The 22,888-nt window shown below is 70.0% G+C and carries 23 protein-coding genes; 18 read left to right on the top strand and 5 right to left on the bottom strand.

Going from position 1 to position 22,888, the window contains the following annotated elements; translation table 11 throughout:
* Positions 1 to 39: 39 nt before the first annotated feature.
* The 6 genes from ASE12_RS09330 (at position 40) to ASE12_RS09305 (ending at position 7,277) form a co-directional block, all read left to right on the top strand.
* Positions 40 to 609 carry a PadR family transcriptional regulator gene (locus tag ASE12_RS09330; protein ID WP_056399591.1) on the top strand — a complete coding sequence of 190 codons (570 nt, stop codon included), beginning with the start codon at positions 40 to 42 and terminating at the stop codon, positions 607 to 609.
* Positions 606 to 1,346 carry an ABC transporter ATP-binding protein gene (locus tag ASE12_RS09325; RefSeq protein WP_056399589.1) on the top strand — a complete coding sequence of 247 codons (741 nt, stop codon included), beginning with the start codon at positions 606 to 608 and terminating at the stop codon, positions 1,344 to 1,346. The genes ASE12_RS09330 and ASE12_RS09325 overlap by 4 nt, the downstream gene beginning before the upstream one ends.
* Positions 1,343 to 3,943 carry an FtsX-like permease family protein gene (locus ASE12_RS09320; RefSeq protein ID WP_056399588.1) on the top strand — a complete coding sequence of 867 codons (2,601 nt, stop codon included), beginning with the start codon at positions 1,343 to 1,345 and terminating at the stop codon, positions 3,941 to 3,943. Before ASE12_RS09325 ends, ASE12_RS09320 begins: the two co-directional genes overlap by 4 nt.
* Positions 3,944 to 4,114: 171 nt before the next feature.
* The gene (locus ASE12_RS09315; protein WP_056399585.1) at positions 4,115 to 4,648 is read left to right on the top strand and encodes a PadR family transcriptional regulator; all 534 of its coding nucleotides are present in this window, start codon (positions 4,115 to 4,117) and stop codon (positions 4,646 to 4,648) included.
* Positions 4,645 to 5,331, top strand: a complete 687-nt coding sequence (locus tag ASE12_RS09310) for an ABC transporter ATP-binding protein (protein WP_056399580.1) — start codon at positions 4,645 to 4,647, stop codon at positions 5,329 to 5,331. The genes ASE12_RS09315 and ASE12_RS09310 overlap by 4 nt, the downstream gene beginning before the upstream one ends.
* A complete protein-coding gene (locus ASE12_RS09305) occupies positions 5,328 to 7,277 on the top strand; it encodes an FtsX-like permease family protein (RefSeq protein WP_056399578.1) in 1,950 nt (649 codons plus the stop codon). Before ASE12_RS09310 ends, ASE12_RS09305 begins: the two co-directional genes overlap by 4 nt.
* A 176-nt stretch (positions 7,278 to 7,453) precedes the next feature.
* Here ASE12_RS09305 and ASE12_RS20360 read toward each other — a convergent pair whose 3' ends face one another.
* Positions 7,454 to 8,602, bottom strand: coding sequence for a lytic transglycosylase domain-containing protein (locus tag ASE12_RS20360; protein WP_235508881.1), 1,149 nt, complete (start codon positions 8,600 to 8,602; stop codon positions 7,454 to 7,456).
* 227 nt (positions 8,603 to 8,829) lie between these two features.
* On the opposite strand from ASE12_RS20360, the gene hemL reads away from it, so the two are divergent.
* The 8 genes from hemL (at position 8,830) to ASE12_RS09260 (ending at position 16,797) form a co-directional block, all read left to right on the top strand.
* Positions 8,830 to 10,146: a glutamate-1-semialdehyde 2,1-aminomutase gene (hemL, locus tag ASE12_RS09295; RefSeq protein WP_369797183.1), complete on the top strand. Its 1,317-nt coding sequence runs from the start codon at positions 8,830 to 8,832 to the stop codon at positions 10,144 to 10,146.
* A gap of 9 nt (positions 10,147 to 10,155) precedes the next feature.
* Positions 10,156 to 10,806: a histidine phosphatase family protein gene (locus tag ASE12_RS09290; protein WP_056399569.1), complete on the top strand. Its 651-nt coding sequence runs from the start codon at positions 10,156 to 10,158 to the stop codon at positions 10,804 to 10,806.
* A 1-nt stretch (position 10,807) separates the two neighbouring features.
* The gene (locus tag ASE12_RS09285) at positions 10,808 to 11,395 is read left to right on the top strand and encodes a TlpA disulfide reductase family protein (protein ID WP_056399566.1); all 588 of its coding nucleotides are present in this window, start codon (positions 10,808 to 10,810) and stop codon (positions 11,393 to 11,395) included.
* A complete protein-coding gene (locus ASE12_RS09280; RefSeq protein ID WP_056399563.1) occupies positions 11,392 to 12,144 on the top strand; it encodes a cytochrome c biogenesis CcdA family protein in 753 nt (250 codons plus the stop codon). The genes ASE12_RS09285 and ASE12_RS09280 overlap by 4 nt, the downstream gene beginning before the upstream one ends.
* A gap of 79 nt (positions 12,145 to 12,223) precedes the next feature.
* Entirely contained in the window at positions 12,224 to 13,765 is a 1,542-nt protein-coding gene (locus tag ASE12_RS09275) for a cytochrome c biogenesis protein ResB (protein ID WP_056399560.1), read from the top strand.
* Complete coding sequence (gene ccsB, locus ASE12_RS09270; protein ID WP_056399559.1) at positions 13,762 to 14,703, top strand: c-type cytochrome biogenesis protein CcsB; 942 nt, start codon at positions 13,762 to 13,764, stop codon at positions 14,701 to 14,703. The genes ASE12_RS09275 and ccsB overlap by 4 nt, the downstream gene beginning before the upstream one ends.
* A gap of 121 nt (positions 14,704 to 14,824) precedes the next feature.
* Positions 14,825 to 15,727: an ABC transporter ATP-binding protein gene (locus ASE12_RS09265; protein ID WP_056399558.1), complete on the top strand. Its 903-nt coding sequence runs from the start codon at positions 14,825 to 14,827 to the stop codon at positions 15,725 to 15,727.
* Positions 15,724 to 16,797, top strand: a complete 1,074-nt coding sequence (locus ASE12_RS09260) for an ABC transporter permease (protein WP_200954994.1) — start codon at positions 15,724 to 15,726, stop codon at positions 16,795 to 16,797. Before ASE12_RS09265 ends, ASE12_RS09260 begins: the two co-directional genes overlap by 4 nt.
* Before the next feature lie 78 nt (positions 16,798 to 16,875).
* Here ASE12_RS09260 and ASE12_RS09255 read toward each other — a convergent pair whose 3' ends face one another.
* Positions 16,876 to 17,901, bottom strand: a complete 1,026-nt coding sequence (locus tag ASE12_RS09255; RefSeq protein WP_157412874.1) for a hypothetical protein — start codon at positions 17,899 to 17,901, stop codon at positions 16,876 to 16,878.
* Positions 17,902 to 17,969: 68 nt separating this feature from the next.
* Positions 17,970 to 18,239 (bottom strand): PLDc N-terminal domain-containing protein, encoded by a 270-nt coding sequence (locus ASE12_RS09250; protein ID WP_056399556.1) that lies wholly within the window; start codon positions 18,237 to 18,239, stop codon positions 17,970 to 17,972.
* Positions 18,240 to 18,307: 68 nt separating this feature from the next.
* On the opposite strand from ASE12_RS09250, the gene ASE12_RS09245 reads away from it, so the two are divergent.
* Both ASE12_RS09245 and ASE12_RS09240 read left to right on the top strand, forming a co-directional pair.
* The gene (locus tag ASE12_RS09245; protein WP_056399555.1) at positions 18,308 to 18,574 is read left to right on the top strand and encodes a DUF4229 domain-containing protein; all 267 of its coding nucleotides are present in this window, start codon (positions 18,308 to 18,310) and stop codon (positions 18,572 to 18,574) included.
* Positions 18,555 to 19,637: a PLP-dependent cysteine synthase family protein gene (locus ASE12_RS09240; protein WP_056399552.1), complete on the top strand. Its 1,083-nt coding sequence runs from the start codon at positions 18,555 to 18,557 to the stop codon at positions 19,635 to 19,637. The genes ASE12_RS09245 and ASE12_RS09240 overlap by 20 nt, the downstream gene beginning before the upstream one ends.
* 110 nt (positions 19,638 to 19,747) lie before the next feature.
* Here ASE12_RS09240 and ASE12_RS09235 read toward each other — a convergent pair whose 3' ends face one another.
* Positions 19,748 to 20,242 (bottom strand): metallophosphoesterase family protein, encoded by a 495-nt coding sequence (locus tag ASE12_RS09235; RefSeq protein WP_235508880.1) that lies wholly within the window; start codon positions 20,240 to 20,242, stop codon positions 19,748 to 19,750.
* 1 nt (position 20,243) lies between these two features.
* On the bottom strand, positions 20,244 to 21,134 hold the full coding sequence (locus ASE12_RS09230) for a 1,4-dihydroxy-2-naphthoate polyprenyltransferase (RefSeq protein WP_056399549.1): 891 nt from the start codon (positions 21,132 to 21,134) through the stop codon (positions 20,244 to 20,246).
* 73 nt (positions 21,135 to 21,207) lie between these two features.
* On the opposite strand from ASE12_RS09230, the gene ASE12_RS09225 reads away from it, so the two are divergent.
* Together ASE12_RS09225 and ASE12_RS09220 are read left to right on the top strand one after the other, a co-directional pair.
* The gene (locus ASE12_RS09225) at positions 21,208 to 21,771 is read left to right on the top strand and encodes a hypothetical protein (protein WP_200954993.1); all 564 of its coding nucleotides are present in this window, start codon (positions 21,208 to 21,210) and stop codon (positions 21,769 to 21,771) included.
* Positions 21,768 to 22,811, top strand: coding sequence for an AMP-binding protein (locus tag ASE12_RS09220; protein ID WP_082582177.1), 1,044 nt, complete (start codon positions 21,768 to 21,770; stop codon positions 22,809 to 22,811). Before ASE12_RS09225 ends, ASE12_RS09220 begins: the two co-directional genes overlap by 4 nt.
* The last annotated feature ends 77 nt before the right edge of the window (positions 22,812 to 22,888 follow it).

Genomic DNA, 22,888 nt, shown 5'->3' with positions numbered 1-22,888 from the left:
TCATGTCCAGCACATGCATACCGAGTATAGGGATGGCCGATGACGATCAGGAACAGCTTGATGGCCCTGCTGACCGAGGGCCCACGCCACGGCTACCAGCTGCGGGCGGAGTTCGAGGCCCGGACCGGCGGGACGTGGCCGCTCAACGTCGGACAGGTCTACACGACGTTGCAACGGCTCGAGCGCGACGGACTCGTCGAGGGTGCCGGAGAGTCTGACGGCGAGGGCCGCATCGCGTACGTGCTCACGGACGCCGGGCGTGCGGAGGCCGCGCAGTGGTTCGCGACTCCCGTCGACAAGACCTCCGACCCGCGCGACGAGCTGTCGATCAAGCTCGCCCTCGGTGTCGGCATGGAGGGCGTCGACATCGCGGCGATCGTGCAGGCGCAGCGGTCTGCGACGCTGCGCCAGCTGCAGGACTACACCAGGCTCAAGCGTCAGGCCGACGAAGCCGATGACCTGGCGTGGGAGCTCGTGCTCGAGCGGTTGATCTTCTCGGCGGAGTCTCAGGTGCGCTGGCTGGACCACGTCGAGTCACGGGTACGCCGGGCCCGGCGTGCGGAGTCGGCATCGGCGGCCGCGGACGACAGCGACCGGGTGCGCTCGTGAACACGGCCGAGCGCGCCGTCGTGCTGGAGCTGCGAGGTGTCAGCCGGGTGCACGGCGAAGGAGCGGCCGAGGTGCACGCCCTTCGCGAGATCGACCTGACCCTCGTCGAGGGTGAGCTCGTAGCCGTGATGGGCCCGTCCGGCTCCGGCAAGTCCACGCTCCTGACGCTGCTTGGCGGACTGGACCGGCCGACCAGCGGCGAGGTGCTCATCGAGGGACAGAGCCTCGCCGACCTCTCCACCAAGCAGCTCGCCGCGATGCGCCGGCGGAGCGTCGGCTACGTGTTCCAGGACCTCAACCTGATCCCGACGCTGACCGCGGTCGAGAACGTCGGCCTGCCGCTCGAGCTCGACGGCGCCTCACGGCGCACGGCCAGGCGTACCGCGCTCAAGTCGCTGGAGGACGTCGAGCTGGCGGAGCTCGCCGACCGGTTCCCCGACGAGATGTCCGGCGGACAGCAGCAGCGGGTGGCGATCGCGCGAGCGCTCGTCGGACCGCGCCGCGTGCTGCTCGCCGACGAGCCCACCGGGGCGCTGGACTCCCAGACCGGTGAGGCGGTGCTGCGCGTGCTCCGCAAGCGCATCGACCGCGGGGGAGCGGGGCTGCTCGTGACTCACGACGCCCGGCACGCCGCGTGGGCCGACCGCATCGTGTTCCTGCGCGACGGGCAGATCACCGACACCACGGCATCCGAGCTCTCGGCCGAGGCGCTGCTGGCCGCCGGGCGGCACGTGTGAGCCAGTTCTCCGCGTCGTGGCGCGTGGCGCTGCGGGCCGGTCGGCGCGATGCCCTCCGCTCCAAGGGGCGCAGCCTGCTGATCGCCGTGATGGTCGGCACTCCGGTGCTGCTCACCGTCATGCTGACGACCCTCGTCGCGACCAACGACGTGGACCAGCGAGAAGGGCTCGCGGACGCCATGGGCACGGCGCAGGCCTCCGCGACCTTCCTGGGGGCGAAAGGGGTGAGCCAGTCGGCCGACGGCGGGGAGTTCGGCACGTTCGGCAAGCCGCGCGAGTTCACACAGGCCGCCCAGGCCGCCGCCCTCGAACGAGCGACACACGCCAGGATCGTCGCTGTCGATCGTGCGACGGGCACCTCGATCGTGATCGGTGCTCGTGGCTACCGAGCCAACCTCACAGCGCTGGACCCCGGCGCACCCGTCACGCACGGCATGTACTCCATCCAGCACGGCCGCGTGCCGCGCGCCATCGGCGAGGTCATGGTGACCAAAGCCCTGGCCGATCATGGCGCGACGATCGGCACGACCGTGGACATCGGCGACGGCAAGGCTTCGCGGGTCGTCGGTATCGGCCGCCTGAGCACGGTGATCCGAGGCGGCAACTCTGCGGGAGCCCTCGTCATGCCTGGCTCGGTTCCGGGCGACGGCGAGAGGTCGTACCTCATCGATCGTCGAGCACCGGTCACGTGGCACGACGTCCGGACGCTCAACGCCGCCGGATTCCTGGTCGTGTCGCGGCACGTCCTCGACCACCCTCCGCCTGCCTCCGAGCTGGGGCGCGCGAATCAGTTCGGTGACGGTGCCGATGACGGCACCCGTGGCGTCATGGCGGTGATCGTGACGGCGATCGTGCTCGAGGTCATCCTGCTCGCCGGTCCGGCCTTCGCCGTGGGCGTACGCCGGCAGCGCAGGGACCTCGCACTCCTCGCCGCGACCGGCGCATCTCCCGAGCAGGTCCGCCGGGTCGTGCTGGGCCAGGCCCTCGTGCTCGGCTTCCTCTCGTGCGTCGCCGGCGCGGTCATCGGCCTCGCCCTGTCGGTCATGGCCGTCTGGCTCCTGCCGTCGGTGATCCCGAGCGTCGCGTTCGGCCCGTTCGAGGTGCAGTGGCTGTACGTCGCTGCGGCCGTGGTGCTGGGTTCGATCGCGGCCCTCGCCGCGGCCTTCGTCCCGGCTCACCAAGCGGCCAGGCAGCAGGTCGCCGCCGTCCTGGCTGGCCGCCGGGGGACCGTCAGGTCAAGCCGAGGATGGCCGCTGTTCGGCCTGCTCCTGATCGCCGGGGGTCTCGCCGCGTGCTTCACGCTCGGGATCAAGCCGGGAGGCGAGACGGCGGTGGCCGGGTCCATCATCGCGATCGTCCTGGGCACCGTCCTGCTGACCCCGCTCTTGATCGGCGCGGTGGCCCGCATCGGCACCGTTCTTCCGCTGCCACTTCGTCTCGCCATCCGCGACACCGCACGGCAGCGCGCACGAAGCGCTCCGGCGATCGCCGCGATCATGGCTTCCGTCGCCGGCATCACGACGATCGCGATCGGGTCGGCCAGCGACTTCGAGCAGAGCCGGCAGCAGTACGTCTATGCGGCCGAGCCCGGCCGGATGGTCGTGAACGTCGACGCCGCGAGGGCCGACCAGATGCTCGACGTCGCCTCGCGCGCGAGCGGAGGATTGCGGTTCACCACGATCGGTGCGGCCGGCATCCAGGCCATGGACGACAGCGGTGTGAGTGTCACGGTGCGTACGCCCAACGGGTACTCCGGATCCAGCGAGCTGATGGTCGCCGACGCGCCGACCTTGCGCGAGTGGGGAGTCACCCTGGACGAGCAGGCGATCAAGGCGCTCGAGAGCGGTCAGATGCTCGCGGGGGATCGTCGCGTCGTCAAGGCCGGCATGGTGACGATCGAGGCGTTCGAAAAAGAGAAGGAGCGACGGGTTCCGGTCAAGGCTGTCGTCGCCGATCTCGGCACCGGCAGGGTACCCCGGGGCCCCGAGCCGACGATCGGCCTCGCGGTGATCTCACCGGCGGCGATGCGGGCACATCACTTGCCGTGGCAAGCGGTGCGCGCCATCTCGGCGAAGGGCGAGCCGGTCCCGACCAAGGCAGTGGAGGACAAGGTCAGTGCCGCGCTCTCGGGTCTCTCGCCCGACTACGGAAGCGCGCAGGTCGAGCGCGGGTTCCAGGAGAAGTACACGCTCCCGTTCCTCGCCCTCCTCGGCTTCGGCGCCCTGGCTGTCCTGATCGGCACGATGACGGCTACAGGCCTGGCCTTGAGTGATGCGCGGCCGGACTTCTCGACACTGGCCGCCGTGGGTGCCGCACCTCGTACGCGTCGTCTCGTCGCGGGTGCCCAGGCCGTCATCCTGGCGAGCCTCGGCACGGTGCTGGGCATCGCCGTCGGCTTCGCGCCGGGCATCGCCGTCACGTGGCCGTTGACCTCACAGTCCTACGTGCTCGGAGTGGAGTCGGTCGGCAGCCCCATCATCCGGGTGCCGTGGCTCCTGCTCGGCGCCATGATCGTGGTGGTCCCGCTCCTGGCCGCTCTCGCAGCGATGCTGTTCACGCGAAGCCGGCTGCCGATCGTCAGGCGGCTGGCTCAGTGACGGGTGTCGTGAGGTCCGCGGCCCGCCGCCGGCGGCTGCTGGCGAGGCGCCGGTTGGCGGTGCTCATCGCGATGCGGAGGGCCGACGAATCGATGCGGGTCCAGCGCCGCGGCTGAGCCAGTGAATCCGAGGTAGTCGCTCCGAGTAGACACTCTGTGTATAGTCCTCGGCATGTCCGTATCGAAGACTCTTTTGGGGCTGCTCGCCAACGAGCCCGCCCACGGCTACACGTTGAAGCAGCGCTATGACCAGCGCTTCAGCCCGGTCAAGCCTCTGGCTGCCGGGCAGGTCTATGCGTCATTGGCACGCTTCGAGCGCGACGGACTCGCCACTGTCACGGGCACCGAGGATGGCGGCGGCCCGTCGCGCATCCTGTACGCCATCACGCCGGATGGAGTCACTGCATGGGAGACCTGGATGTACACACCGGAACCGCCGTCGGCCTACGCCTCGAACACGCTGCTGACCAAGGTCACACTCGCGCTGATGTCCGGCCGTGACGCGGACTCGGTGCTCGACGCGCAACGTGCCGTGCACCTCGCCCGCATGCGAGAGCTCACGGCCGCCAAGGGCACCGCAGCCGCTCCGGACCTGCTCTCCCTCACGTATGAGCTCGCACATCTCGACGCTGACCTGCGATGGATCGAGGAAGCGGGTGGCCGGCTCGACGGGTTGCGCGACCAGCTGCGGGCGGAGCCGGTATGACTGTCGACACCGCTCTGAGCCAGGCACTTGCGGCCGTCGACCTCAGACTCACGTTCGGGCAGACGCCGGCCCTTCGCGGCGCGAGCCTCGAGCTCGGCCGCGGTGAGGTGCTCGCGCTGATGGGCCCGTCGGGCTCTGGCAAGTCGACCTTGCTGCACTGCCTCGCCGGGATCCTCAGGCCCGACTCGGGATCGGTCCGCGTGCTCGGCGATCCCATCGAGGCACTGACCGAGAGCCGCAGGTCCGAACTTCGGCTGTCGCGCATGGGATTCATCCTGCAGAACGGCGACCTGATCCCCGAGCTGACTCTGGCGGAGAACGTCGCCCTTCCGCTGCAGCTGTTGGGCACGGCTCATCGCGAGGCGTTCGCGAGGGCCGAGGAGATGCTCGCGTCCGTCGGGCTGGGTCATGCCGGCAACCGGCGTACGGGAGAGGTCTCCGGCGGCGAGGCCCAACGCGCTGCGGTCGCCCGCGCTCTGGTGCATGCGCCCTCGATCGTGTTCGCCGACGAGCCGACCGGCGCACTCGACACCCTCGCGGGGGAGCAGGTCCTCGAGCTCTTGTTGAGCGCGTCGCGGCAACACGGGGCGAGTGTCCTGCTGGTGACCCATGACCACCGGATCGCAGCCCACGCCGACAGGGTCGTCGTGCTGCGTGACGGTGCCCTCGAGAGCACTTCGTGATCGCCGACATCCGGCTCGGCCTGCGGCTCGCCCGCGGTGGCGGTGCAGGCGGTCGCGTGCGGGGCGCGGCCAACGTCATGGCCCAGCTCATCGGGTCCTGGGTCGTGTTGACCATGCTCGCGATCATCCGGGCCGAGCTCGAGAACCTCAGCTATCGAGACGCCGACAGCGAACGTCTGATCCTCGCCGTCGTGGCGACAGTCGGTGTGCCAGTCGTCGTCCTGGTCGCCACGGCCGGCCGGCTCTCGGCCGTGCTGCGCGATCGCCGACTGGCCGGACTGCGGACGCTCGGACTCTCGCGGTCACGCACCCGACTGGTCGCGGCGGTCGAGGCGGGTGCCGGTGGGTTCGTCGGGTGCCTGCTCGGGTTGGTGGCGTTCTGGATCACCCGCCCGGCCATCCACGGCCTGCGAGTCGGCGGGCGGGACTGGTCGTCGTCCGCGTTCGCGCCATGGCCCCTCGCCGCGGCGCTCGTGATGATCGGACTTCCCTTGGTCGCCGTGGTCGTCGCTCTGATACCCGGCGCGCATGCGACCGCGCATCCTGGGAGCAGGGCCATCGCCCTCTCGGCCGCGAAGAAGCCGAGTCCCTGGCGGGCCGCCCTCCTCGTGGCCGGTTTCCTCGCGGTCGTCGTGAGCACCGTCCATGGTTCGGGCTCGGGTGGTGAGGTCGCCCGTCGGTGGACCGACCTGTTCATTGCCGGCGGTGTCCTCTGCGCGCTTGGCTTGGTGCTCGTGGTGCCGGTCTTCACCCGGCTCATCGCGGACATCCTGGTCCGGGTCCAGGGTCGGCCGTCCTTGCGGATCGCCGGACGCCGGCTCCAGACCCAGCCGGCCGGAGTCTCCCGCATCGTGGCCGGCCTGCTGATCGGCCTGTTCGTCGTCGCCGGCGGTCGCATGATCGTCGGGTCGTGGGAGGACACCACGCAATACCGTGACGCCGATCGGGCGATCCATCAAGGCCCGCTCCGCTATGACGTGGAGGCCTACGGTGCGACGCGCGACGATCTCGCCGTCGCCTTCTCCTCGCTCGATGGCGTGGTCGGTGCGTACGTCGACAGAGGAGTGCACACCAAATGCACCGGCGACGGGGGCAGTCCCTGTCTCGAGGGCTTCGTCGGCACCTGCCGTGACCTCAAGGCCGCGATCCCGGACGCGACCGGGTGCCGAGACGACCGCGTCGCCTGGCTCGCCGCCGCCAATGCTGACAACACGCTGGGTCGATCCATCCAGTGGTACGGGCCCGGACCCGAGGACCAGGCGGGGCCGACCGAACGTACGCCGGTGCCCTCCTCCGACGCGATCATCACCTCGAAGGCGTCGCCCTATTCCGTCGTCAGCGCCATGAACGCCGAGGTGTTCATCCCGATCGGCACGCCGGGCATGAAGGCGCTTGCGGACGCCGAGCGGGAGAACACGCAGTTCGGCACGGTGGTCCAGGTCGATCCGAACAAGCTGAGCGCGTCGCAGGTCCGCGCCGCCCTGCACGTCATCGACCCCCGAGCAGAGTCCTACGCGGATCAGAGCTCCGAGTTCTACGCGACACTCAACTTCGTCGCCGGTCTTCGCGCACTCGTGTGGGGCGTGGCTGCCGTGGTCCTGGCGATCGGGCTGCTGGGCTTCGCCATCGCCACGGTCGACCGGTCGGTCGCTCGTCGCGCAGAGATGGTCAGCCTCCAGCTGGCCGGTACGCCCCGTCGGGTGATCCGGGCCGCGCAGTGGTGGGAGGCCGGGCTGCCGCTCCTTGTCGGCGTCGCGCTGGCCGTCGGAGCAGGCACCGCGGTAGGTGCGGCGCTCCTGGTGCTCGGCGATTCCTACGACGCGGCTCCTTGGGGCTCGGTCCTGTGGCTCGGCGCCGTGAGCTTCGTGGCCGCGATCGGCATCGCGGGCGTCACCGTCGCCGCCTGCGCTCCGCGGATCAGGGCCGAGCTGATCCGCCGTGCGTAGTGAAGGTACGACTGGCCTGAGGTCCGCGGCCCGCCGCCGGCGGCTGCTGGCGAGGCGCCGGTTGGCGGTGCTCATCGCGATGCGGAGGGCCGAGCGGTCCATGACCGTCCGCGACTGACCACCTGAGCATGCAGAAGGGGCCCTCCGATGGAGGGCCCCTTCTGTGTTGGTCTTGATCAGCTGAGCAGCGAGGTGATGCAGCTGAGCAGCTTGTCGACCTGGAGCAGCGTGATGCCGTCGGCGAGGCACTTGACCTTGGCCTCGGCCCACGTCAGCGTGGCCGATCCACTGTCGGTGCTGCCACCGGTGCTGCCCGAGCCGCCGCCGGTGAGGTCGGTGACGAGGCCGTCGACCAGGCCGGTGACGCCGCCGGACGTAGTGCCACCGCCGCCCGTGCCGCCGCCAGGAGTGCCACCGGGGTTGCCGGTGCCGCCACCAGGAGTGCCGGTGCCGCCGCCCGTGGAGCCGCCGTTGCTGCCGGAACCGGGCTTGGGCCGGTTGGCCTTGGCCTCGGCGGCGCGCGCCTTCTTGCGATCCTCGGAGCTGAGCGTCTGGTCGTTGGCCGCGGAGGTCAGGACCGGTGCCGTGGTGTAGCCGTCGGGCGACTGCGTGAAGTCACCCTGGGCGTAGCGAGCGGAGATGGCCAGGACCAGGTCGACGTAGGAGTCGGAGTGGTTGTAGCGCCTGACCGCCGCAGCAGCGCCCGAAGGCGTCGCGAGGTCGTCGGAACCGGCGCACAGGTAGATGCCGGCCGAGGTGGCTGCATCATCGATGTCCTGCGGGTTCTTCTTGCCGTCGTTGTCGGAGTCGACAGCGACGGACTTCCAGGTGCCGGGGATGAACTGCATCGGCCCGACCGCGCGGTCGTAGACCGGGTCGTTGTCGAGCGCACCGCTGTCGGTGTCGGAGATCTTGGCGCGTCCGTCGCGGCCATCGAGGGCGACGCCGTAGATGCCGGGTGTCGCGACGCCGTCGGCGTTGAGGGCGTTGCCGCCGGTGCGGCCGTGGTTGGACTCGACGCGGCCGATGGCGGCGACGAGGTTCCACGGCAGCTTGCAGGACTTGTCGGCCTGGGCCAGCAGGGTCTCGGCACGGTGGTAGGCGTAGAGCGCGGAGGACGGGATGCCGTTGGTCGAGAGCGTCGACACGGTGCCGGCGAGGCCGGCCTTCTGGTCGATGCCGGCGGGCGTCGGCTGGACGCTGGCCGGATCCTCGAAGGCGGTCGCGGGCACGGCCGGGATGTCGGATGCGGTGCTGTCACCCGAGGCGGTCGCGAGGTCCGCGTTGGACAGCACGGCGCCATAGGCTCCGACCAGAACAGTCATCGGAACCAGGACGCTGGCCTTCTGCCAACGCGTGAGCTTGCGAGCTCCCATAAGTACGTGCCCTCCATGCTGTCGCGACAGGTGCGACATAGCGTAAACCGATGTTACTGCCACGCAGGACGCGCCGCAAAGCAGTTACCACGATCACAACGACTCCGACGGCCTCTTGGTTACGGTCAGGCGACTCCGCCGACCGGCCGGAAATCCCATTGAGGACAATGGAAGGCGTGACGTCAAACCCCGCTTCGCAAGGCCTGTTCGACCGCGCCCGGCAGGTGTCGCCCGGTGGCGTCAACTCACCGGTGCGTGCGTTCCGGGCTGTCGGCGGCACACCGATCTTCATGCGATCCGGATCCGGCGCCTGGCTGACCGACGTCGACGGCAACCGCTACGTCGACCTGGTCGGCTCGTGGGGACCCATGCTGCTGGGCCACGCCCACCCCGAGGTGCTGGCCGCCGTCGCCGACGCGGTGGGTCGCGGCACGTCGTTCGGCACGCCGAGCGAGCCCGAGGTGCTGCTGGCCGAAGAGATCGTCGGGCGTACGCCGGTCGACTCGGTGCGGCTCGTGTCGTCGGGCACCGAGGCGACGATGTCGGCGATCCGCCTCGCGAGGGGATTCACCGGCCGCGACAAGATCGTGAAGTTCGCCGGTTGCTACCACGGTCACGTCGACGCCCTGCTCGCCGAGGCCGGCTCCGGCGTCGTCACGCTCGGCCTGCCCGAGACCCCTGGCGTGCCGGCGCACGTCACGGCCGACACGATCGTGCTGCCCTACAACGACCGGGCCGCCGTCGAGGCCGCGTTCGCGGAGTACGGCGACCAGATCGCGTGCCTGATCACCGAGGCCGCCGCCGGCAACATGGGCGTCGTGCCGCCGGAGCCGGGCTTCAACGGCTTCCTGGCCGAGACCTGTGCGCAGAACGGTGCCCTGTTCATCAGCGACGAGGTCATGACCGGATTCCGGGTCACCCGGTCCGGCCACTGGGGACTCGACGGCGAGCCCGAAGGCTGGCGACCCGACCTGCTGACGTTCGGCAAGGTCATGGGTGGCGGCTTCCCGGCAGCGGCGTTCGGTGGTCGTCGCGACGTCATGGAGCAGCTCGCACCGGTCGGCCCCGTCTACCAGGCCGGCACGCTGTCGGGCAATCCCATCGCCACGACCGCGGGCCTCACCACGCTGCGGCTCGCGGACGCCGAGGCGTACGCCCGGCTCGACGACGCGTCGGCACAGCTGCAGGGGCTTGTCGCCGAGGCGCTCGACGCCGCCGGCGTGACGTACGCCCTGCAGAGCGCCGGCAACATGTTCAGCGTCTTCTGGGGCGCCGACAAGCCGGTCACCGACTTCGCCGGCGCGCAGGCCCAGGAGGCGTGGCGCTACCGCCCGTTCTTCCACGCCATGCTCGACGCCGGCGTCTACCTCCCACCGAGCGCCTACGAGTGCTGGTTCGTCTCGGCGGCCCACGACTCGGAGGCACTCTCTAGAATTGCCGAGGCACTTCCCGCCGCCGCTCGTGCTGCTGCGCAGGCCACCCCCGAGAGCTGAGGAAACCTGATGTCCGAACGTACGATCGTGCACCTGATGCGGCACGGAGAGGTCGAGAACCCCAACGGCGTGCTCTACGGCCGGCTGCCGGAGTACTACCTGTCGGAGCTGGGCCACAAGATGGCCGAGAGGGTCGCCGACCACCTGTCGAAGAACGAGATCGTGCACATGGTGGCCTCGCCGCTCGAACGCGCGCAGCAGACCGCCGAGCCGCTCTCGAAGCTCCTCGAGGTGCCGATCCACACGGACGACCGGGTCATCGAGGCGGCCAACCTGTTCGAGGGCAAGACGTTCGGTGTGGGCGACGGCGCCCTCAAGCGGCCGCAGAACTGGTGGATGCTGCGCAACCCGTTCCGCCCCTCGTGGGGTGAGCCCTACAAGGAGATCGCGGCGCGGATGAAGCTCGCGGTCGCCGACGCGCGCGAAGCAGCCCGCGGCCACGAGGCGGTCATCGTCTCGCACCAGCTGCCGGTGTGGATCGCACGCCGGGCGTACGAGCAGAAGAGCTTCATCCACGACCCCCGCAAGCGCCAGTGCTCGCTCGCCAGCTTGACGAGCCTCACGTTCGATGGTGACGACTTCGTGGGGTTCACCTATAGCGAGCCCGCGGGCGACCTCATCCCCGAGGCGTTGCGCAACAAGTTCGCCGGCGGCGCCTAACGTGCACCTCACCAAGCGCACGCTTCGCGTCATGGTGGCGGTCGGGGCCCTGGTCCTGCTCGCCGCCTGCACCGGTGGGGGCCGGGACCGCAACACCGACGGATACGTCGGCGCCAACGGCAAGTTCGTCACGATCGTCCCGGTCAAGGACCGCAAGCCGGCGCCGAAGCTCGAGGGCGACGGCCTCGACGGCAAGCCGCTGTCGACCGCCGACTTCGCGGGCAAGACCCTCGTGGTCAACCTCTGGGGTCCCTGGTGCGCGCCGTGCCGGGCCGAGGCGCCGGCGCTCAAGGAGGTCTCGGAGCAGTACGCCGACAAGGACGTGCAGTTCATCGGCATGCTCACCCGTACGCCCGACACGTCCTCGGCGATCGCGTTCAACCGCAAGAAGGGCATCACCTACCCGAGCTTCGCCGACGAGGGCGGCAGCCTCGAGCTCGAGTTCGTCAAGACCCTGCCGACCCAGGCGATCCCGACGACGTGGGTCATCGACTCCAAGGGCCGCGTCGCGGCGCGGATCATGGACGACAAGCTGAGCGCCTCGACCCTGGCCGGAGTCATCGACGACGTCCAGAAGAGCACGTCGTGACGGACTGGTTCCGCGACACGGCACTCTCGGGCAACCTCCTCCTCGCCGCACCGGTCGCCATGCTCGCCGGCCTGGTGTCGTTCTTCTCCCCGTGCGTGCTGCCGCTGCTGCCGGGCTACCTCTCGTACGTCTCGGGCGTCGCGGCGCAGGATCTCGAGACCGCGCGGCGCGGCCGGCTGCTGGCCGGGGCGCTGCTGTTCGTGCTCGGCTTCAGCGCCGTGTTCGTGCTCGGCGGTGCCCTGTTCGGCAACGTCGGCCTGCGGCTCCAGGAGCACCAGCACACCCTGTCGATCGTCACCGGGATCCTGGTCATCGTCATGGGGCTCGCCTTCATCGGCCTCGTCCCGTTCATGCAGCGCGAGGCCCGCGTGCACGCCGTGCCGACCGTCGGTCTCGCGATCGCGCCGCTGCTCGGGGTGTTCTTCGGCCTCGGCTGGACGCCGTGCATCGGCCCGACCCTGACGGCGGTGCTGAGCCTGTCGTTCGCGGACGATGACGCGTCTGCGGCTCGTGGTGCGTTCCTCGCCCTCGTCTACTGCCTCGGCCTCGGCATCCCGTTCGTGCTCGCGGCGCTCGGCTTCGGCAAGTTCATGCGTACGGTCTCGTGGTTCAAGCGGCACCAGCGCGCTGTCTCGATCGCCGGCGGCGCGCTGCTCATCGCGGTGGGGCTCATGCTCGTGACCGGTCGCTGGGACGACCTGGTCGGCGAGATGCAGACCTGGATCACCGGATTCGAGGCGCCGGTATGAGCGAGCGCCAGCGAGTGAATCATGTGGCAGCACTCATGCCGCGGCCTCCGTATCGTGGGCTCTTCTTGGAGGGCGCGGTATGAGCAGCAACGCGGTACCCGCCCTCGGCCGCCGGGAGCTCACCCGGTGGTTCTGGCGCCAGCTGACGTCGATGCGTACGGCGCTGTTCCTCCTGCTCCTGCTGGCGATCGCCGCCGTGCCGGGCTCGCTCGTGCCGCAGCGCGGGGTCGATGCGCGGGCTGTCGAGGCGTACTTCCTCGAGCACCCCAAGAGTGCGCCGACGCTCGACAAGCTGGGATTCTTCAACGTCTACACGTCGCCGTGGTTCAGTGCGGTCTACCTGCTCCTGATGGTGTCGCTGATCGGCTGCATCGTCCCGAGGTCGTTCGTCTACTTCCGTGCCCTGCGGGCGCGGCCGCCCAAGGCGCCGCGGAACTTCTCGCGGTTGCCGGCCTCGGCGTCGTTCGAGACGTCGGCGCCGGTCGACGAGGTGCTCATCGGCGGTCGCCGCGCGCTCGGCCGGGCGCGGGTCGACGTCGTCGACGGCGAGCTCAGCGCGGAGCGTGGCTTCCTGCGCGAGGCCGGCAACCTGGTGTTCCACATCAGCGTCGTCGTGGTCCTGGTCGGCGTCGCCGTGGGCACGCTGTTCGGCTACCGCGGCTCGGCGATCGTCACCGAGGGCCAAGGCTTCGCCAACTCCCTGACGCAGTACGACGAGTTCGGCTCCGGGTCGCTGTTCAAGGCCGACCAGCTGCCGCCGTTCTCGCTCAAGCTCGACAACTTCACCGCCAAGTTCCAGCCGCTGGGCAGCCAGCAGGCCGGCGCCCCCCGGCTGTTCCGCGCGCAGGGCACCTACACGTCGAAGCCCGGAGCTGCCCAACGTACGTTCGACATCACCGTCAACCACCCGCTGGAGATCGGCAGCACCTCGGTGTTCCTGGTGGGTCAGGGCTACGCGCCGGTCATCAAGATCACCGACGCCAACGGCGACGTCGTCTTCAACGAGGCCGTGCCGTTCCTGCCCAACGACCCGTCCTACACGTCGACCGGTGTCGTCAAGGTGCCCGATGCCGAGCCCGAGCAGCTCGGCTTCCAGGGCTTCTTCCTGCCGACCGCCGCCACCGGTGCCAACGGCGCGTCGATCTCGGTCTATCCGGCCGCGGCCAACCCGTTGCTCGGCCTGTTCGTCTGGCACGGCGACCTCGGCCTCGACAAGGGGACGCCGCAGTCCGTCTACATCCTCGACAAGTCGAAGATGAAGCAGTACATGAACGGCGACAAGGGCTTCCGCGTCAGCCTCCAGGAGGGCCAGTCGCAGAAGCTGCCCAACGGCGGGACCATCGAGTTCGTCGACCTCAGGCAGTTCGCCCGGTTCCAGATCAGCTCGTCGCCGGGCGTGCAGGTGCCGTTGATCGGCATCGTCGCCGGGCTCCTGGGACTCGTCACGTCCCTGACGATCAAGCCGCGCAGGACCTGGATCAGGGCGCGCCGCGACGGTTCACGTACCGTGGTGGATGTCGCCGTGCTGGACCGCGTCCCCCGTGACGACCTGCCGGCCGACCTGGACGCCTTCCTCGAGCGGTTCCGCGAACTGCTTGGAGAGACAGAGGAGAAGACATGACCGCTGCGCAGTACGAGCAGTTCTCCAACTACGCCGTCGCGTCGGCCACCGGCATCCTCGCCCTCGCCTTCGTCGCGTACGTCGCCCAGTGGGGCTTCGCCCGGCGCATCGCCCCCGACCGCGCGCTGGTGACCGCCGGCGCCGCCGAGGGTGCGCCGCCATCGGCCGAGGACACCGCCTCCGAGCGCAGCGACGTTGCCGGCGGCATCGGCTTCTCCCTCACGGGCCTGGCCTGGCTGGTCCTGCTGGCCGGCGTCATCGCCCGCGGGCTCTCGGCCCAGCGCGTGCCGTGGGGCAACATGTACGAGTTCGGCTGCGCCGCGACCCTGATGGCCCTCACGGCGTACATCGTGCTGGTCCGCATGTGGGCGATCGACTGGGTCGGCCCGATCATCACGGGCTTCGGCACCGTCGTGCTCGGCCTGTCGGCGCTCGTGTTCGTGCCGCCCGGACCGCTCGTGCCGGCGCTGCACTCCTACTGGCTCGTGATCCACGTCCTCGGCGCCATGATCTCCGGCTCGGCGTTCCTCGTCGGTGCCGCCGCGTCGGTGCTCTACCTCGTCAAGGCGCGCGCCGAGCGTACGACCCCCGAGGAGGAGCGCGTCGGCTTCCTGTGGCGCATCCCGCCGTCGGCCAAGATCGACCAGGTCGCCTACCGCGTGCACGCGTTCGCGTTCCCGATCTGGACGTTCGCCGCGCTGATCGCCGGGCCGATCTGGGCGCAGTACGCGTGGGGCCGCTACTGGGGCTGGGACCCCAAGGAGGTCTGGGCGTTCATCACCTGGGTCGTCTACGCCGGCTACCTCCACGCGCGGGCGACCGCCGGGTGGAAGGGCAAGGCCGCAGCGATCATCGCGCTCATCGGCTTCGCGACATTCGTGTTCAACTTCGTCGGCATCAACCTGTTCGTCTCCGGGATGCACTCGTACGCCAAATAGGGCGCGCGGCTCGTTCCTCGCCGCTTCCGCGGTTCGTACCTCACCGGGGCTGCGCTTCGCGCAGGCGCCTGCCTTCGCTCGCTGCGCTCGCTCGGCCCATGGCCCAGTAAGGTCTTTGGCCATGGGCGCGGAGATCACGGCCGAGGGCCTCGTCATGACGTACGGCGACGTGCGGGCGGTCGACGGTGTCAGCTTCACGGTGGCGTCGGGGGAGTTCTTCGGGCTGCTCGGACCCAACGGTGCCGGCAAGACCACGACGCTCGAGATGGTCGAGGGGCTGCGCAAGCCGCAGTCCGGCACGGTCCGCATCGACGACCACGTCCCCTCGAGGCGCGAGCCCGAGCTGCAACGCCGCATGGGCGTGCAGCTCCAGGCGTCGTCGTTCTTCGAACGGCTCACGGCCCGCGAGCAGCTCGACACGTTCGGTGCGCTCTACGGCGTCGCCGCCGGGCGTACCGACGAGATGCTCGAGCAGGTCGGCCTGGTCGACAAGGCCGACGACCGCACCGAGGACCTCTCCGGTGGGCAGAAGCAGAGGCTGTCGATCGCCTGCGCGCTGATCCACGACCCCGACGTCGTGTTCCTCGACGAGCCGACCGCGGCGCTCGACCCACAGGCCCGCCGCAACCTGTGGGACGTGCTGCGCAGCATCAACGACTCCGGCCGCACCGTGATCCTGACGACGCACTACATGGACGAGGCCGAGGCGTTGTGCGACCGCGTCGCGATCATGGACGCCGGCAAGATCCTCGAGCTCGACACTCCTGCCGCCCTGGTCCGCGGCCTCGACGCTCCCGTACGCATCAGTGTCGCGCCGGGCACGCTCGATGCCGACGCAGCACGGGCCATGGCCGGCTCCGACGACGTGGCCGACGAGGAGTCGGGACTGACGATCACGACCCGCGACCCCGCCCGGATCCTCACCGAGCTCGCGCACCGTGACGCGCTGGACGGGCTGAGCGTCAAGGGCGCCTCGCTCGAGGACGTGTTCCTCGACCTCACCGGCCGGGAGTACCGAGCATGACGTCACCCCGTACGACAGCGTTCAAGAGCCTCGCGGTCGCGATGCTCAAGGGGTTCTTCCGCGACAAGATGGCGGTCTTCTTCGCGGTGATCTTCCCGCTGATGTTCCTGGCGCTCTTCGGTGGCCTGCTCGGTGGCTCCGGCGGCTCGAAGATCGACGTCGAGCAGGTCGGCAAGGTCTCGGTGCTCGACGACGCGCCCAAGGAGGTCCGGGCCTACCTCAAGGAGAGCCTCGACATCCATCGCACGACCGACGAGAAGGCGGCGATCCACAAGGTCCGCAAGGGCGACGCCGACGCCATGATCACGCAGCGCGGCGACACCCTCGTCGTACGTTTCTCGCAGGCGGACCAGGTCAAGGCGGCGACGGTCCAGGGCACGTTCCAGGGCATCGTGCAGTCGGCCAACATCGCCGTCACCGGCCAGCAGCCGAAGTACGTGCTCAAGGGCGACCGGGTCGAGGACGACTCGCTGTCGACGATCCAGTTCTTCACGCCGGGGCTGATGGGCTGGGCGATCGCCTCCGGTGCGACGTTCGGTGCGGCCACCAACCTCGTCGTCTGGCGCAAGAACGGGCTGCTGCGGCGCCTGCGCCTCGCCCCCGTCCCCACCTGGGCCGTCGTCCTCGCCCGGATCGCCGTCAGCGTCGCGATCGCGGCCGTCCAGGCGGCGATCTTCATCGGTGTCGGCGTGGCGCTCTTCGGCCTGCAGCTGACCGGCTCGTGGCCCATGATCGTCCCGCTGCTCACGGCTGGCACGCTGTCGTTCATGGCGATCGGGCTGCTGGCCGGTGCGGTGGCCAAGAGCGAGGAGGCAGCGGTCGGCATCGCCAACTTCGTGGTGCTGCCGATGGCGTTCCTGTCGGGGTCGTTCTTCCCGCTCGACGGTGCACCGGGCTGGGTCACGGCTGTCAGCGAGGTGCTGCCGCTCAAGCACCTGAACGAGGGCATGCTCGACACGATGGTCCGCGGCGAGGGCCCGTCGTCGGCGGTGCTGCCGATCGTCATCCTCCTGGGCTTCGCCGTCGTCGTCTCCGCCGTGGCGAGCCGCGTCTTCCGCTGGGACGACTGACCGGCGGCCAACTTTTGAAGCGTTACGCAGGTTCCTGACGACGGGAAGGCGCGCAACGCTTCAAAAGTTGTCGTCGAGTCAGGCGAACCAGCGGTGCCACATGATGCTCATGCTCGGAGGGCGTCCCGTGTACCCCCGCGCCTTCAGCGCCCGGTGCACCCGCCACGCAATCTCCTGAGGACGCTTCAGGTCTGTCGACGTGATGACGATGACGACCCAACCCGCGGCCTCGATGCGTTCTCGCCGCCGGATATCCTGCTGCCGCTGTGCGGACGATCGTTCGTGGTGCCATCCGTCGTACTCGATGAGCACCTTCCACCGATCGAGGACCAGGTCTCCTCTCCCCAGGAAGCGTCCATCGTCGTCGAGGAGCACGACGTTGCACCTGGGCTCGGGCAGTCGGGCAAAGACGAGCAGCAGTCGGATGACGGTCTCCATCGGCGATTCGACGTTCTCCCGTACGTACGTGACCGCCCTGCGCGCTCGTCGCACACCGTGCAGGTGGCGATCGAGGGCGTATGCGGTGAGGGCGTCGAACGTCGTCCTCCCCGTGTGGATCAGCCAGTCGCCGAGCTGGACGAGCTCGACGAAGGTCAGCCGGCCCGCGCAGTCGACGAAAGTGCGCTCGGGGCCGGTCACGGGAAGCCCCTCCAGCTCAACAGTCGAGATCCGGCGTTGGCGGCGGTGCAGCACGATGCCCACATGGCGTGTCACCGTCGTGCGGGTCGTCGAGAACTCGAGGTGCGGGTGCCGGCCGGTGCGGGGTTCGAGGCCGTACAGCCGCATGGCGCTGGTGTGGCTCACGACGGCGTCGCGGGGCAGAGCCAGGCGGGCGGCATGGAGCAGGAGCCTGAAGGTCAGCTCGACGTCCGCCGAGACCCAGACACCCCGGAACAGCTGGCGACACCGTTTGCCGGCGAGCACCCGCGTCCGATGCCGCGCTTCCTGGCGGTGGCCGTGGTGAAGGGGACGTCCTGCAGGTCGGCCGGAAGGTCGCGGATGAGGGGCATCCTCAGACGATGCAGGGGGCGCCGAAAGGATCTTGACGACGAATCGGAACCTGTGTGCGCCGCCCGCACACCGGACTTCCTGTGGACGCGCCAACTTTTGAAGCGTTACGCAGCCAAATCGGCGTCGGAACCTGCGCAACGCTTCAAAAGTTGGCGGTCGGGCTAGAGGCCGCGGAGGTAGTCCGGGTCGTCGTCGGGACCGAGGGGGCCGGGGCTCGGCGGGTGCGGCGGACGCGTACGACCACCGCCCGGCAGCGCGCGCTCACGGCCGATCAGCAGCCACAGGAGCGGGCCGATGCCGACGACCAGCACGACGACGAACCACAACGGCTTGGGCAGGTAGCGGACGCGCTCACGCGGCGTCGCGACCAGGTCGAACAGGGCGTAGACGAACAGGGCCAGACCGATGACGATCAGCACGAACTTGCCCATGCCTCAACCGTACCGGGGACGGTGCAACCGCCTCCCGCCATGACTCCGGGAGCGATTAGGCTGCGGTCATGAAGGCTTTCTGGACCTACACGCTCGCCCGCCTCGCCGTGTTCGGGGCGACGTTCGGGGTGGTCTGGCTGATCGCGTCGATCTGGGTCGAGTGGGGCAACCTCACGTCGCTCCTGGTCCTGCTGATCTCGCTCGTGCTGTCCTCGGTGATCTCGATCTTCGTGCTCGCGGGGCTGCGCGACAAGCTCGCCCAGAACGTCCAGGAGCGAGCCGAGCGCATGACGCGCCGCATCGAGGAGTCGCGCCATGCCGAAGACGTCGACTGAGAGCCGCGCCTGGATCGCGGAGGCCATCCGCCGGGTCGACGCCGACGCCAATCGCAGCGCCGACACCCACCTGCACGTCCTGCCGATCCCGGTCCCGGGCATCGACCTCTACCTCAAGGACGAGTCGATCCACCCCACCGGCAGCCTCAAGCACCGGCTGGCCCGATCGCTGTTCCTGTACGCCCTGTGCAACGGCTGGCTCAAGCCGGACACGACCGTCATCGAGGCGTCGAGCGGGTCGACCGCGGTCAGCGAGGCCTACTTCGCGCGCCTGATCGGCCTGCCGTTCGTCGCGGTCATGCCGGCCACCACGAGTCCCGAGAAGATCGACCTCATCGAGTTCTACGGCGGACAGTGCCACCTCGTCGACGACCCGGGCACGATCTACGACGTCGCCCAGGAGCTGGCGAGCGGGTGCGGCGGGCACTTCATGGACCAGTTCACGTTCGCGGAGCGGGCGACGGACTGGCGAGGCAACAACAACATCGCCGAGTCGATCTTCGAGCAGCTGGCCGCGGAGCCGCACCCGTGCCCGAGTCTCATCGTCGTGGGTGCGGGCACCGGCGGCACGTCGGCCACGATCGGCCGGTTCGTCCGCTATCGCCGCCACGACACCCGTGTCGTCGTCGCCGACCCCGAGAACTCGGCGTTCTACGGCGGCTGGGAGGCCGACCGTTCCGACGTCACGACGGACCAGCCCTCGCGGATCGAGGGCATCGGCCGCATGCGGGTCGAGAAGTCGTTCGTCGGCGGTGTCATCGACGACATGGTCCACGTCCCGGATGCCGCATCGATAGCCGCGATGCGCTGGCTCTCCGGCATCCTGGGCCGACGCGTCGGCGGGTCGACCGGCACCAACATCTGGGCGACGCTGCAGCTCATCGGCGAGATGCGCGCCGCCGGCGAGACCGGCAGCGTCGTGACGTTGCTGTGTGACGGCGGTGAACGCTACGGCCACACCTACTACGACGACGGGTGGCTGGCCTCGCACGGACTCGACATCGTCCCGTACGCCGCGGCCCTCGCCGAGTTCGACAAGACGGGCATCCTGCCTACGGTGTGACCGTCCTTCGGTCGCTGCGCTCCCTCCCCCTGCTCGCAGAGCTCGCGGGGGGACCCCCACCGGTCGGCCGTGGACGGCCTCCCTAGGAACCGGTGTCAGAGCCTTCGGCGCTAGCTCAGTGGAATGATCTCGGCCGACACCAGCACGCCGGCGTCGACCACGAGCCGGCCCATCGTGCCTCGTGGCTGCCGGCGCTTGTCCGTCGGCGAGCCGGGGTTGAACAGCCGCTGACCGTCCTGCTCGGTGTCCCACGGGATGTGCGAGTGGCCGAACACGACGAGGTCCGCGTCGGGGAACCGGCCACGCATACGAGCGGCCCGCCCGACCTTGTCGCCGCTGATGTGGATCATGGCGACGTGGAGCCCGTCGAGGTCGAGCTCCAAGGTCTCCGGTGCGCCCCACGCGGCGACGTCGGGCCCGTCGTTGTTGCCGAGCACGACGTGCACCGGGGCGTACGCGCTGAGCTCGTCGAGCACGCTCGGCACGCAGACGTCGCCGGCGTGCAGGATGACGTCGACGTCGGTGAGCTGCTCGGCGACGGCCGGCGGCATCGACTTCCAGAAGCGCGGAGCGTGGGTGTCGGCGAGCACCGCGACGCGCAGCACGTCAGGCCCCGATGAACAGCCCGAGTGCGAGCCCGACGGCGTACACGAGCTCGGCGAGGCCGGTGTCGCGCAGCACGGGGATGAGGGCCATGCCCTTGGCGCCGGACGCGACGGTTTGGCGAGCGCGTACGGCCAGCGGCGTCATCGCGAGGCCGAGCAGCGCCCAGAGCGTGAACACCGACGCCCAGATGAGCGACGCCACCGCGACGAGCAGGAGGAACGAGTAGAACCGCCGGGTCCACGTGTCGCCCAGCACGACCGCCAGGGTCTTCTTGCCGGTGACCGAGTCGGTCGGGATGTCGCGCAGGTTGTTGGCCACGAGGATCGCGCAGGCGAGCGCTCCGACGCCGATCGAGCAGGCGACCGCGAGCCCGGTGATCTCCTCGGTCTGGACGTACGCCGTGCCGAGCACCGCGACGAGGCCGAAGAACACGAACACGCTGACCTCGCCGAGCGCGCGATAGCCGTACGGTGTGGGCCCTCCGGTGTAGGTCCAGGCCGCGCCGATCGCCGCGACGCCCACGAGCAGGAGCCACCAGCTCGAGGTCGCGGCCAGGGCGAAGCCGAACGCGGCGCCGAGCGCCAGGAACAGCAGGGCGGCGCGCTTGACCGACGCCGCCGGCACCAGGCCGGACCCGACGAGCCGCAGGGGACCCACGCGGTCGTTGTCGGTGCCCTTGATGCCGTCGGAGTAGTCGTTGGCGTAGTTGACGCCGATCTGCAGCGAGAGCGACACCCCGAGCGCGAGCAGCGCCTTCCACCAGACGAACGACTCGGCGAACGCGGCGGCGCCGGTGCCGGCCAGGACCGGCGCGATGGCGGCCGGCAGGGTGCGGGGCCTGGCGCCGGCGACCCAGAGCTGGGCGGGTGAGAGCGAAGGGGTGGTCACGATCGATCAGTCTGCCACCTGCCTCGCTGTCAACTTCGAGTTGACGCGCCTTGGGCGTCAAGCTAGCGTTGACAGCATGGCGATCAACGACGCGGACTTCTCGGACCTGATCGGTCGTGCCATCGCCCGGCTCGACCCGACGATCGAGCGTCGCCTCGAGAGCGAGCCGCAGGCGCACCTCGATCTTGTCGTGCTCACGCACCGTGCGCACGAGGAAGCCGGCCGCCTGCTGCGTTCGGCCGTGACGTCGGCGCGCGCCGCGGGCTGGAGCTGGGAGGCGATCGGCTCGGCGCTCGGGATGAGCCGCCAGGCCGCCCAGCAGCGTTTCGGCGGGCATCGACCGGAGCCCATTCCCGGCACGGCAGAGCAGCGGCAGCTCGTGGGCCTCACCGCGTTCAACGAGATCGACGTGCTCAACGCGTGGGGCCGGCACGGGTGGCACTCGACCGGTTACGGGCCGCTGTTCCACGACGTCGAGAAGTCGCCGGTGCAGTGGGAGCACAAGCGGGCCGTGATCGGCAGCCGCAAGGCCAAGGACCTCGAGGCCAAGGGCTGGGAGCGCATCGGTGCGCTGTGGTTCCCCTGGATGTACTTCAAGCGGCCGCTCGACGCGCCGGCCGAGCCGGGGGAGCCCGAGTGACCGGCTTGCGTCCCGTGGCCGGGACGCCGCGTGAGGTGTACGCACTGCTGAAGCAGTGGGTGAGCGAGGGTGGCGACCCGCTCGTCATCCGTACGTCCGGCAGCACCGGGGAGCCCAAGGACGTCGTGCTGTCCCACCGCGCCGTGCTGGCCTCGGCGCACGCGAGCCTCGACCGGCTCGGCGGACCCGGGGGCTGGCTGCAGGCGATGCCGGTGACCGGCGTCGGCGGCCTGCAGGTCCTCGTACGTTCGGCAGTCGCCGGCCTCGAGCCCGCGTACGCCGACGAGCACGCGTCGCTCGCCGAGGCGATCGCCGCGATCCCCGGTGACCGTCGCTACGCGTCGCTCGTGCCGACCCAGGCGCACCGGCTCGTCGAGTCCGGCGAGGTCGACGTGCTCACGAGTCTTGACGCGCTGCTGATCGGTGGTGCGGCCGTGCCGCCGGAGCTGCTCGAGGCGCTCCGCTCCGCAGGGGTCGAGGTCGTGCGCACGTACGGCATGACCGAGACCTGCGGTGGCTGCGTCTACGACGGGCTGCCGCTCGACGGCGTGCAGGTGCGGATCGACGACGCCGGGCAGGTGCAGCTCGCCGGTCCGGTGCTGTTCGACGGCTACGCCGATCCGGAGGCGACCGCCGAGGTGCTGCACGACGGCTGGTTCTCGACGGCCGACCTCGGGTCGATCGATGGCGACGGCCGGCTGCGCATCACCGGCCGGGTCGACGACGTCGTGATCAGCGGTGGGGTCAACATCCCGCTCCCAGCGGTGACGGCGGCCTTGCGGACGTACGAAGGGGTGCGCGATGCGGTGGCCCTCGGCGTGCCCGACGAGGAGTGGGGCTCGCGCGTCGTGGCCTTCCTCGTGCCCGACGACGCCGTGTGCCTCGACGGGCTGCGGCTCGACGAGCTGCGCGACCGCGTCGAAGAGGCGGGGCTGCCGCGTACGTGGGCGCCCCGCGAGGTCGTGCTGCTCGACGCCCTCCCCCTGCTGCCCGGTGGCAAGCTGGACCGTGAGGCCTTGAGGCGCGCCGCAGGGCGGTGAGCTGACCGCGCCGGGCGAGGGGTGGTGAGCCTGGTCGAACGCAGAGCCCGAAGGTTCGACCTAGGTCACCGCCGACG

Source organism: Aeromicrobium sp. Root236, from assembly GCF_001428805.1.
Taxonomy (GTDB): domain Bacteria; phylum Actinomycetota; class Actinomycetes; order Propionibacteriales; family Nocardioidaceae; genus Aeromicrobium.
This window is presented reverse-complemented; position numbering and strand designations above follow the sequence as displayed.

Bases quoted from the DNA above. Each gene is read 5' to 3' on its own strand.
- ASE12_RS09245 (WP_056399555.1), top strand. From the start codon at position 18,308: ATGAAGGCTTTCTGGACCTACACGCTCGCCCGCCTCGCCGTGTTCGGG.
- ASE12_RS09225 (WP_200954993.1), top strand. From the start codon at position 21,208: ATGGCGATCAACGACGCGGACTTCTCGGACCTGATCGGTCGTGCCATC.
- ASE12_RS09315 (WP_056399585.1), top strand. From the start codon at position 4,115: ATGTCCGTATCGAAGACTCTTTTGGGGCTGCTCGCCAACGAGCCCGCC.
- ccsB (WP_056399559.1), top strand. From the start codon at position 13,762: ATGACCGCTGCGCAGTACGAGCAGTTCTCCAACTACGCCGTCGCGTCG.
- ASE12_RS09265 (WP_056399558.1), top strand. From the start codon at position 14,825: ATGGGCGCGGAGATCACGGCCGAGGGCCTCGTCATGACGTACGGCGAC.
- ASE12_RS09240 (WP_056399552.1), top strand. From the start codon at position 18,555: ATGCCGAAGACGTCGACTGAGAGCCGCGCCTGGATCGCGGAGGCCATC.
- ASE12_RS09275 (WP_056399560.1), top strand. From the start codon at position 12,224: ATGAGCAGCAACGCGGTACCCGCCCTCGGCCGCCGGGAGCTCACCCGG.
- ASE12_RS09260 (WP_200954994.1), top strand. From the start codon at position 15,724: ATGACGTCACCCCGTACGACAGCGTTCAAGAGCCTCGCGGTCGCGATG.
- ASE12_RS09290 (WP_056399569.1), top strand. From the start codon at position 10,156: ATGTCCGAACGTACGATCGTGCACCTGATGCGGCACGGAGAGGTCGAG.
- ASE12_RS09330 (WP_056399591.1), top strand. From the start codon at position 40: ATGACGATCAGGAACAGCTTGATGGCCCTGCTGACCGAGGGCCCACGC.
- ASE12_RS09250 (WP_056399556.1), bottom strand. From the start codon at position 18,239: ATGGGCAAGTTCGTGCTGATCGTCATCGGTCTGGCCCTGTTCGTCTAC.
- ASE12_RS09310 (WP_056399580.1), top strand. From the start codon at position 4,645: ATGACTGTCGACACCGCTCTGAGCCAGGCACTTGCGGCCGTCGACCTC.
- ASE12_RS20360 (WP_235508881.1), bottom strand. From the start codon at position 8,602: ATGACTGTTCTGGTCGGAGCCTATGGCGCCGTGCTGTCCAACGCGGAC.